This window comes from Jilunia laotingensis (genome assembly GCF_014385165.1).
GTDB classification, from domain to species: Bacteria; Bacteroidota; Bacteroidia; order Bacteroidales; family Bacteroidaceae; genus Bacteroides; species Bacteroides laotingensis.
The window spans coordinates 3,448,626-3,460,811 of record NZ_JACRTF010000001.1; the positions used below are offsets into that span (position 1 = coordinate 3,448,626).

General features: G+C 39.1%; 6 protein-coding genes. All 6 read left to right on the forward strand.

The genetic code is table 11. The features are described from left to right. The first annotated feature begins 10 nt into the window (after positions 1-10). The gene (locus H8744_RS13210; RefSeq protein WP_262435280.1) at positions 11-2,524 is read left to right on the forward strand and encodes a GxGYxYP domain-containing protein; all 2,514 of its coding nucleotides are present in this window, start codon (positions 11-13) and stop codon (positions 2,522-2,524) included. Positions 2,525-2,746: 222 nt separating this feature from the next. Beyond that, positions 2,747-5,005, forward strand: a complete 2,259-nt coding sequence (locus H8744_RS13215; protein ID WP_262435281.1) for a GH92 family glycosyl hydrolase — start codon at positions 2,747-2,749, stop codon at positions 5,003-5,005. A gap of 31 nt (positions 5,006-5,036) precedes the next feature. Continuing rightward, positions 5,037-6,341, forward strand: a complete 1,305-nt coding sequence (locus H8744_RS13220; RefSeq protein WP_262435282.1) for a hypothetical protein — start codon at positions 5,037-5,039, stop codon at positions 6,339-6,341. Between the two features lie 135 nt (positions 6,342-6,476). Further along, the gene (locus H8744_RS13225) at positions 6,477-9,572 is read left to right on the forward strand and encodes a SusC/RagA family TonB-linked outer membrane protein (RefSeq protein WP_262435283.1); all 3,096 of its coding nucleotides are present in this window, start codon (positions 6,477-6,479) and stop codon (positions 9,570-9,572) included. Between the two features lie 11 nt (positions 9,573-9,583). After that, the gene (locus H8744_RS13230) at positions 9,584-11,380 is read left to right on the forward strand and encodes a RagB/SusD family nutrient uptake outer membrane protein (protein WP_262435284.1); all 1,797 of its coding nucleotides are present in this window, start codon (positions 9,584-9,586) and stop codon (positions 11,378-11,380) included. Positions 11,381-11,394: 14 nt separating this feature from the next. Beyond that, positions 11,395-12,177 carry a DUF3823 domain-containing protein gene (locus H8744_RS13235; RefSeq protein WP_262435285.1) on the forward strand — a complete coding sequence of 261 codons (783 nt, stop codon included), beginning with the start codon at positions 11,395-11,397 and terminating at the stop codon, positions 12,175-12,177. Positions 12,178-12,186: the final 9 nt, after the last annotated feature.

A 12,186-nucleotide genomic window follows, 5' to 3' on the forward strand; every position in this document is an offset into this window, starting at 1 on the left:
AATTATAAATATGAGAAATACAATTATCTGCGGAATCTGCATATTATGTTTTTGCTGTAATAAAGCTTTTGCTCAGGATAAAATTGGACTATACGATCTGCATTATACTTTACAAACGGATTTGGAAGATATCGGAGGACGTAATGTGACATGGGATGATGTACATTTGATTGCAGCTTTGCAAGGAATTGTTAACAGGGACAATCCACAATTATATATATTTGGAGTAGATCGTGATCAAATGGATATTGATAAGTATTGGTGGAATAAATATCGTAAAAAGGGAGAATGGCTTTACAGGAAAGAGACGATAACTTATGATTCGATTGAAGAATTGGTGGATGCCTATGCAAACTATATAGAGGGAATAGTAGTGTATGATGAAAATGTAGCTTCTACAAGCAATGTAGCTTCAGCTGTAGCAGGAGCGGAAAATCTTTTACCTATAAGATACGATACAGATAAGCAAAGTTTATACACACGTTTAGTCTTAAATGGTCCTAAGTTGGATGTAAAGTGCTGGCTTATAAATAAGGACGGTACTTCTATGTTCACGGGTGAAGGTATAATTCCGGGGACTCAGCGGAAAAGTACAGGGTCTATCAAAAATGATCCCTATATCTGGTATATCGAAAATTATATGAAAAAGGGCAAGTGTAATACAGAATATGCTGCTTATTATTTGGATCAGTATTGGAAAAAGAATCCGTTTGCAGCAGTTCGCAACCATCATACCTTGTATAATCATGATTTCTTTATTAGTAAACGTGCTTTTTTCTTTGACTTGTCTCCATGGGGAGATGAACCGGCAACAGATGATCCCGAGCAGTCTGTAGGAACAGATTTGGCAACTCTCAAGGAGATGTTGTTATTGGCATATCAGCAGAATAAAGGTGATAAATTCTGTTATATAGGTGGTTTCCCTTCATGGGCTTTTAAATATACGAAACATGCAGGAGGTATTCATGACGATGTTCCGACGGAATGGGAGTTTTTACGCCTGATTAGTGCATATAATGCATTTAAAGATGCGGATGCAATCTCAATCGGAGCGTTGGCTAATGCATCGTTCTGGCAACATTTTCCTTTAGAGAAGGAATATCCTCAAAAATGGGTGACTCATCAGGAGTTAAAAGAAAAAGGATTATTGAAAAATGATGGGACAGTGGATATAAAAGGGAGAAACTTTTTAGTGTTTTATGTCGGTGATTATGATGCTTCATCATGGGTGAGCCAATGTACCCCTTTTATTTGGGATAATCCTAATAGAGGGAAAGTGCCAATGATGTGGGCTATAAGTCCAGTATTGCAAGAACGGGTACCTCATGTGTTACATAACTTTAGAAAGACTGCTACTAAGAATGATTATTTTGTAAGTGCTGACAATGGAGCAGGTTATTTAAGTCCTGGAATGCTTCAGGAGCCTCGTGGTATTTCCGGTTTATCTTCTGGATTGCAGGCATGGTCAAACCATTGTAAACCATATTATAAACGATGGGGATTAAGTATTACGGGATTTATTGTTGACGGGTATGCTCCGGCATTGAACCGGGAAGGTATGGAATGTTATTATTCGTTTAGTTCCAATGGAGTTGTACCCCAGCATTTGCCTTCTGATGCAACCTTATTTGCAGATATGCCCTTATTACGTGCCGATTATGATGTGAATGATATAAATCCGGAAGATGCAGCAAAAACGATAGTGAACCGGATAAAGGAAAGAAAAGGAATTCCATTCCACTGGTTTAGAAATATTTTGAAAGATCCGACATGGTATTTGCAGGTAGTGGAGGAGTTGAAAAAGTTAGATGAAAAGATCTGCTTATTGGATGCTCCGTCTTTTTTTGAACTTTTGCGTATTTATTTGGATAATAATATTCCTTTTGCCGGTGGAACGGGAACTGAGGAAGATCCTTTTTTGATTTCGACCCCTCAACAATTTGATTGTATACGAAATTACAGGAACCAATGTTTCCGTTTAATGAATGATATTGATTTTTCGGGATATGTTCGTGAAGATGGAAGCGGATGGTGGCCGTTGGGAGAGTGGGGGAATGGTGAACGTGCGATAGAGCGCTTTAATGGAATTTTTGATGGGAATGGTTACTCGGTTACGAATTTGCATATAGAGATGAAAGCGCATGATCTTAGCATATTCGGAGTAGTTGAAAATGCTGAAATTAAGAATTTGAAGGTTGAAAATTGTGTCATCATTGGTGAAGGGCGTTTGGGAGTTTTAAGCGGAGCCACATTTTCTTCTAAAATAGAAAATGTTTCTATCATTAATAGTCGATGCGAGAATAGATTGTCCGATCATGGCTCTAATGCCGGAGGATTGACCGGTCCCCTCTATCAATCAGTGATAGAAAATTGTCTTGTAAAAGGGGGATATGTTTTTGCGAAAGATTGCGTAGGAGGTATATCCAGTTCAATGAGTTCAGATAGTCAGATTATAAATAGTTATTCAGATTGTGATATAGAAGGAACATCCAATGTCGGTGGAATCGTTGGAAAAGTAAATTAATACAATATTAATATGTTTAGTCGGTAAATGTGCTTTAAAAGTCTTTGTTTGGCCATTTATTAATGTTTTATTAATGCTTTTGTTAACCATTGAAATGTACTTTTGCCTCAAACAAAAATAAAATAGTCGTGATGAAAAATGATTTTATAATAATAGCTAGGTCTGTTTGGTAGCACCCTGTAAAGAGACAGAATAAATAATGACGAATAATAAAAAACACTGATGAGATTACAAAAGTTAATATTAATAAGCTCTTCCGTATTGATTTTCGGATGCAATAGTATGAATGAGTCGTTCATGACTGAAAAGCCGGTGTCTTATGTCGATCCCTTTATCGGCACCGGAGGGCATGGTCATACTTTTTTAGGAGTGACTACTCCGTTTGGTGCAGTTCAGATTGGACCGAATAATATAAATAAAGGTTGGGATTGGTGTTCAGGATATCATTATTCCGATTCGATTTTAATAGGTTTTTCTCATTTACATCTCAATGGCACCGGTTGCAGTGACACAGGCGATTTGTTATTTATGCCCTATACCGGAAAAGAGGAAACACAGCCAGGGACACAGGAAAATCCTTTGTCCGGCTATGCTTCCCGTTATACTAAGGATCTTGAAAAAGCATTGCCAGGTTATTATGAAGTTATATTGAAATCCCATCAAGTGAAAGTTGAATTAACTGCTTCGGACAGAGTTGCGTTTCATCGGTATACTTTTCCTGAAAATGTTGAAAAGCATGTAATGATAAATCTGAAAGATGCAAATGGGGATGATCGCCCGACGGATACCTATTTGGAACAAGTAAATGACAGTGTTGTCAGAGGCTATCGTTATTCTAGCGGATGGTCAAAGAAACAGCAGATTTATTTTGCGGCTGTTTTTTCACAACCAGTGCATTTGACGTTATATCATGATTCGATAGCTGTACCGGGACATGCCTTACAGGGAGTAGATGTGAAAGGTAATGTAAACGTTGCCGAGTCTGTTAAAGAGCTTTCTGTCAAAGTAGGTATTTCACCTGTAAGCATGGAAAATGCCGCAGCTAACATCCAATACGAGATTAAAGATTGGAATTTTGAGAGAGTGGTAGATGAAGCAACCGCCAAATGGAATGCAGAATTGTCAAAGTTATTGGTTGAAACTTCCGATACTGTCGCAAAACGTATTTTTTATACAGCTTTATATCATGCTTTTATGCAACCGATCACTTTTAATGATTATAATGGTGAATATCGGGGAACTGATAAGAATGTGTATGGTGATCCGGGTTTTGTCAATTATACTGTGTTTTCGTTGTGGGATACATACCGTGCGGCACATCCATTATATACATTGGTACAACCCGAGCGTGTTCCCGATTTTATCAATTCTATGTTGGCTATTAACGAACAGCAAGGGCGTTTGCCAGTATGGCATTTGTATGGTTCGGATACTAATGAAATGATTGGTATCCAGTCGGTTCCAGTAATTGCGGATGCGATTCTTAAAGATATCAAAGGCTTCAATTATGAACGTGCTTATCTGGCTATCAAAAATTCAATGATGTCCGATTATAAAGGTCTCTCATATGTGACCGGAAAGGAGTACATTCCGGCTGATTTAGAGAATGAATCAGTTGCTAAAGGTTTGGAATATGCTATTGCTGACTGGGGAGTTGCTCAGGTTGCAAAAAAGTTGGATAAATCGGAAGATTATCGGTACTTCTCGGAAAGAGCTTTAGCTTACCATAAATATTGGGATAAAGATACTCATTTCTTTAGAGGGAGAAACTCAGACGGTTCGTGGTTGACCCCCTTTGATCCGGTTCGTTCGACTCATCGGAATGATGCTTATTGTGAAGGTAACGCTTGGCAATATACATGGTTAGTACCTCATGATGTGGAAGGGCTTATTTCATTATTTGGTAGTGAAAATGCTTTTGTGGAGAAATTGGATAGTTTATTCTTGGTCAATGAGGACTTGGGTAATGATGCTTCACCGGATATTTCCGGTTTAATAGGGCAATATGCTCATGGGAACGAACCCGGACATCATACGGCCTATCTATATGCGTATGTGGGTGAGCAATGGAAAACAGCAGAAAAAGTAGATTATATACTTTCGAACATGTACAGTGCATTGCCGGATGGATTACAGGGAAATGAAGATTGTGGTCAAATGTCTTCTTGGTATGTATTTTCTTCATTGGGCTTTTATCCGGTCAATCCTTCCAATGGTGTGTATGTATTTGGCAGGCCGATTTTTGATAAAGTTGTTTTAGATTTGCCCGATGGTAAGGCGTTTGAGATATGTACAGTCAATAATTCAAAGGAGAATAAATATATCCAGTCTGCCGAATTGAACGGGCAGGAATATTTGAAATCTTATATTACGCATGCTGATATAATGAATGGTGGTACATTGGTATTTATAATGGGAGACAAACCGAATAAAAAATTTGGATGGGATATGAGTTGCCGTCCGAAATCTATAAAAAACTAATTATATTATTAACTATTAAAACTTTAGTATTATGGGAAAGAATGGTTACAAGACAATTGCGACATTCTGTTTTTGCAGTATGATGTTTGCTTCGAGTGCGTTGGCACAGGAGGCTGAAAATTTGTATGCTGGTGGTAGCGGATCAAAATCTGATCCTTATCTGATTGAGACACCGGCACAGTTTGATGCCGTTCGTGAGAACAGGAATGCTTATTTTAAATTGATGGCTGATTTGGATTTTGCTTCTTATGAAAAAGAAGGAGGCTGGTGGCCATTGGCTGAATGGGGAAGCGGTGACGGAGCTGAACAGCGTTTTAGCGGAACGTTTGATGGTAATGGCCATAAAATATCCAATTTATTGGCTAAGCATGGCGATGATACGGGTGCGCATGATATGAGCATCTTTGGAGTTGTGGATGGAGGAACTATTAAAAATTTGTTGATTGAGAATGTTAATGTAGTTGGTGGCGGACGTTTGGGCATTTTATCCGGTCTCACACGAAATGCCGTGTATGAGCAAATCGGAGTAATCAATAGCTCTTGTTCCAACATCGGTACGGGTTCTAATGCAGGAGGGATTGCAGGCCCGTGTGCCGGCACTACTGCAATTACTAACTGCTATACTATCGATTGTGACATAAAAGCGGAATCTCCTCACGAAGAAGGAGCAGAATGGACGGGTGACGCAGTGGGCGGATTGGTAAGTTCGGGAAATGCAACCGTTATGTATTGCTATTCAACTTCTACAATTGAAGGTAAAACGAATATTGGTGGGATTATAGGTGCTAATGATGGAGCTACGGTGACTTCTTGCTTGTCTTTAAATAAGAATATCATCGGTGAAGCTGAAGTAACTCATCGTATCGTAGGTAAAAGGAATGGGGGAGATGTATCCGATAATTATGCACTTTCTAGCGTATTAGTGAATGGACAGGTTGTAACAGAAGGAGTTGGTGCCAATTCGGATAATGGTGAAACTGTTGACGAATTAACCGAAGCTTTCTATGAAGATGATTTAGGTTGGGATTTTGATGAAGTTTGGAAACTTGATCCTACCATTTCTCCATATCCGGTATTTAAATGGCAGACAAGTGGGGAAAGTGGACTTGAATATACCCAAAATGCTACTTACAATGTTACGATCACTACTGAAGGCGTGCAAATAGAGGGATTAAACGGAAATGAAACAATCTGTGTTTATGCTACGAATGGAACATTGGTTTCTAAACGTGTTGCAAGCAACGTAACAGAAATGATTTCTTTAAGAGATAAAGGAGTATATATTATAAATATTCTTTCATCTGAGAAAGCTCAAGCTTTTAAGGTTGTAAAATAAGTATTCAGCAGGGGCTGGCTAAGATATGGTTTCTAAATTAAGACTCTGTTTAATCCCTTTTTGCAGATGCCTGTAAATGGGATGAAAAGGGACTTTTAACCTCTTTAGCCAGTCCTCCTTGTTCTAATAGGATGTATGAAAAAAAAACAATTCTTTTTATTGTTGCTGTTGATTGTAGTAAATAGTACTATGGCATTGGCAGCCATCAATCAACAACAGAAGTTATCTGGTGTTGTGAGAGATCAGACCGGTGAACCTTTGCCGGGTGTGAATATTGTAATAGTAGGAACTTCTCTTGGTACCATTACTGATATAGACGGTGCTTTTAGTTTAAATATTCCTTCCGATAAATCGGTTCTTCAATTTTCATTGATAGGATTTACGACAAAGGATGTATCTGTAAAAGGAAAAACAACGATAGAAGTAACTCTGAGTGAAGATACACAGACTTTGGACGAAGTCGTGGTTGTTGGCTATGGTACACAGAAGAAAGCAACTTTGACAGGTGCTGTCAGTACCGTAAGTACTAAAGAATTGACAGCCACTCCGACCTCCAACGTACAGAATATGCTTGCAGGTAAGCTGCCCGGAGTGCGCATTCAACAACGCACGGGTGAGCCGGGTAGTTATGATGCTAAAATGGATATTCGTGGTATGAAAACTCCACTTATAGTTATTGATGGTATTGTAAGGGAAGTATCAGACTTTCAAAGATTGGAGGCTAATGATATAGAGAGCATTAGTGTTTTGAAAGATGCATCAGCTACCGTATATGGTATGCGTGCTGCCGATGGAGTGCTGTTAGTCACGACTCGTAAAGGAGAAAAAGGCAGAACAAAAGTCGAATATACGGGTAGTGTAGGTTTCCAGAACCCTACGGGTATGCCGGACGTATTGAATGCGTATCAATATGCCGAGTTGGTCCGTGAAGCTGATAAAAATATGGGTAGAGGGATCAATTCTACTTTTACCGAGGAAGATGTAGAACGTTATAGGCAAGAAGGGGCTACGGATTGGTATAGCCTGGCTATGAGAAATTTTGTACCACAAACACATCACAATATATCCGCCAGTGGAAGCGGAGAGCGCGCGCAATATTTTCTGTCTTTTGGTTATCTGGGAGAGGATGGTATATGGAAAACGGGTGATCTGAACTATCATCGTTATAATATCCGTACCAATCTGGGATTTGATGTTACAGATCATCTGAAAGCGGAAGTTTTGATAAGTGCTATGACAGACGAGAAAAATCAACCCTATAAAGATACCTGGGAACAGTTTAAAGCTATTTGGATGTTGAAGCCGACGGAAACTCCTTATGCAAACAACAATGAAGATTATCCCAATGATGTAATGTATGGGTTGAATCCTTTAATGATAACAAATGCTGATAAATCGGGCTATAAAAGAAATGTGAACCGGACTTTGAATACTACTTTTTCACTCACTTATAATGCTCCTTTCTTAAAAGGATTAAGTGCCAAGTTTGTTTATGGCTTTGATTATAGAAATACCCGGTTGAAAGAGTTCCAAAAACAATTTACGCTTTATAAATTCGATAAGGAAAGCGAGGTTTATAATCCTCAATCCTATAATTCTCCATCTTCTATAAAAGGGAAATCCTGGGAAGGTATGCAAAATCTGTTGCAGGCATCATTAAACTATGAACGTAATTTTAATGATACGCATAACCTGAAAGTCTTGTTTTTATACGAGCAGAGTGCAAAAGAAGAGGATAACCTTTGGGCTAAAAGAAACTTTGAAATGGATGCCGTAGATGAACTTTTTGCCGGTTCTGAAGAGAAGCAAATAGGTACATCTGACGCCAATCAGGTTTATAGAACCACCAATATGGGATTAATCGGACGTATCAACTATGACTATAAAGCCAAGTATCTATTGGAAACCAGTTTCCGTTATGATGGCTCTTCTAAATTTGCGAAGGGACATCGTTGGGGATTTTTTCCTTCCGTATCTGCCGGATACCGTGTTACGGAAGAGAATTTCATGAAGAATATAGAGCAACTGTCGTTTATTTCAAACTGGAAACTAAGAGCGTCCTATGGTGTAATGGGAAGTGATATAACTTCGGCCTATCAATTTCTGGCAGGTTACGATTATCCGGGAGCAAGCTATGTGTATGGCGATGAGGTCTATAAAGGGCTAGGATTCAGAGCTATCCCCAATGAAAACATCACTTGGTATCTGATTAAGTCGTTGAATGTCGGCACTGATATTGAGCTATGGAATGGGCTGTTATCCGCGCAAGTGGACTTTTTCTGGAAATATGGAAGCGAACTGTTAGGTTCGAGATTGGGCGAAATACCGGGCACTTTGGGCGCTCAGCTTTCATCCGAAAACATTAATGAGGATTTATATAAAGGTTTTGAAATAGTTATAGGACACCGAAATAAGATCAACGATTTCAACTATTCGGTGAATTTGAATTTTGCCTTGACCCGGCATCTGAATCGGTTTATAGTGGAGAGCGATGCGGTCAACTCTTATGACAGATGGAGAAATAAATACTCAAACCGTTATACGGATATGGGATGGACTTATGGTTCCAACGGTCAGTTCACTTCAATGAATGATATCTGGCATTCTCCGATACAGGACGGACAGGGCGGAGCTACGCAATTGCCGGGTGACTGGAAATATGAAGACTGGAATGGAGATGGTATCATAGACAGTAATGACGTTTATCCGAATGCATATGAACATATGGGTGATAACGGAAATCCTAAGATGACATTCGGTGCGGCTATTTCGGCTGAATGGAAAGGGTTTGATGTGAGTCTATTGTTTCAGGGCGGTGGCGGATTTAATGTAATCTATTTTGAACAATTGCAATATCCTTTATGCTTTGGAGGTAATGGTTTGGCACATTTTTATGACAGATACCGTCAGGATGAAAGCGGAAACTGGATACCCGGAAAATGGCCTACCACTCGGGATGCCGGATCGTATAGTGTAAATTATGCCCGATGCAAACAGACCACTTATGATGCATCTTATCTACGCTTGAAAAGTATGGAAATCGGCTACACTATTCCTAAAAATCTCACCCGAAAGTTCAAGGTCGATCGTTTGAGAATATTTGCAAGTGGGTACAACTTGTTTACATTATCCAATTTGGACTTTGTAGATCCAGAACATCCGGAAGGTAATTACGGGTATTTGTATCCGATTATGAGAAACTTTAATTTTGGATTGAACTTAGCATTCTAATTTGAAAGACTATGAAAATAAATAAAATATTAGTGTCATTTCTGACGATGGTGATGTCCTTCAGTTCTTGCGATTATTTAGATGTGCCACCCATTAATATTATGCAAGATGATGCCATCTTTAAGTCGGAATCCGGAATAAAATCATATATGACTACTCTATACTATGATTTGCCGATAGAAGATTTTCGTTTTACCCAACAGGGGTTCAATGTATCCGGTAAAGGTCAGGGACGTTTGCCCAATGTTTCCGGTGAAGCGATGTGTCATTCTTCGGATGATATTTCTACCATTGGTGACGGAACTTGGTGGGGATGTTGGGATTATGGAAAAGTGCGCCGTGTCAATTATTTCCTTCAGAACTTTCCGGCTTATCAAAAGAACTTTTCAGGAGTTCTTGGTAATGCCTGGCTGGGTGAAGCATACTTTATCAGGGCTTATTACTATTTCGCAATGGTTAAGCGGTATGGCGGTGTACCTATTTTAAAAGAGCCTCAGGAGTATACCGGTGATATTGAGGTCTTAAAGGTCCCGAGAAATACGGAAAAAGAATGTTATGATTTTATTGCGGAAGATTTGGATGAAGCGGCACGATTATTACCGGATAACGAATCATTGTTGGGTAAAGGGCGTGCTACTAAATACGCTGCTTTGGCATTAAAATCCCGTGCAATGCTTTATGCAGGGAGTATCGCCCGTTATGGCAAGATGGATTTGAATGGTTTGGTCGGGATAGAAGAATCACTATCCGATGGCTATTTTAAACAAGCTTATGATGCGGTAAAAGAGATTGAAAAGTCCCGGAAATTCTCTTTATATGAAAAGAATGCGGATAAAGAGAAGAACTTTGCAGAACTTTTCTTGGCGGAAGATAGTCCGGAAAATATTTTCGTGAAGTATTTCCAACGCAATATTAATGCGCATGGATGGGATGTATATTTCGTCCCTTATCAATATCGCGGAAGTGGATTCTCTTCGAATATGAATCCTACTTTAGAATTTGTAGAAATGTTTGAGCGTAAGGATGGTACACCAGCTAACTTTGCTGAAAGAGCTAGAGGTGCCTATTTTGATGATCCGTCGGAATTGTTTGAAAACATGGATGCACGCTTTGGAGGTTCGATTATATATCCGAATGCAAAATTCAAAGGAGAAGCTTGCTCTATCCAAAAAGGACTGATTTTGGAAGATGGTTCTAAAAAGGAAGATGCGGTTGATTATGAAAAAGCTGTTTACACGGCTAAAGACGGAAAGGTTTATCACATTGTAGGTAAGAGTGGATGTGGAAACTATTCCGGGAACATGACAGGCTTCTTTATGCGTAAATATTTGAATGAAAACCTGCCGACTGCCGAAATACTTGAAAGCTATTCCGAACAGCACTGGATTGATTTCAGATATGCCGAAGTTCTCTTGAATGGAATCGAGGCAGCCGTAGAAATGGGACAGCATTTGGATGATGCTTTGGTATGGATCAATGATATTCGTAAGCGGGCTGATATCAAACAACTTTCTTCATCGGAACTGACCGTTGACAGAGTCCGTCATGAAAGAAGAATAGAACTGGCTTTTGAAAATCAAACGTATTGGGATCTGAGACGTTGGCGAATTGCCGATAAAGTAATAGAAACAAAACAGTATACAGGATTGTGTCCTTATTTTGATATCAATAAACAGAAATATGTTTTTGAGGAGTCTGCTGCAAACAAGTACTATTATACGTTCTCAGCCAAGATGTATTATGAAAGAATTCCTGATGGTGAAATTGCTAAAAACGGGAAGTTAATACAAAATCCATATTATAATTGAAAAGGTAAGTGAATATGAAAAAGTTATATTATATTTTTAGTCTATCTGCATTGCTCCTTTCTTCTTGTGGATATTTTGAATATGATAATTATGAAGCTCCGAATTCCGGTTTGGAAGGAACTGTAGTCGATAAAAAGACAAACGAACCTTTGCAGGGAGAAGCCGCCAATAGTTATAAAATCGAATATTATGAATTGAGTTGGGAGGAAGCCGGCCATGCTAACACTCAATCTCAGTTCTTTTGGGGAAAGGCAGACGGGACCTTTCAGAATACGAAGATTTTCTCAGGAAAATATCGTATCACTTTAAAAGAGGGGGCTTTTTATGCTCCCGAACCGGAGGTTGTATATCTTGAAAAGGATAAACTGACTAAACTCCATTATTCTGTGACGCCTTATGCTCGTGTGAATATTAATGAGATAGCGCTTGCTGGTAGTAAACAGAATAATCTGGAGATAAAGTATACGATTGAGGATACGGAGAAGGAGATTGATACGGAAGGCATCGATGAGGACTTATATACGCTGAGTGAGGCGCAAGTATTCATTTCCAGTAAATCACCGAATGTAGGGGTAAATAATTCCGAGACAAAATATACCATCAAAGCTAAAAAGGAATTTTCCCGTGGAGATTATGAGCCGGGTGTACCGTTCCAGGTTGTAGAAAAAAATGTCAAGAAACTGTCTCCCGGAAAGTATTGGGTTCGTATTGGAATCCGTACCGGCAACCCTCAGAAGAGATATAATTTTAGTCCTGTACAGGAGATCGTGGTTCCGGAAGTAGATACGGAAAATTAAAAAGACAAC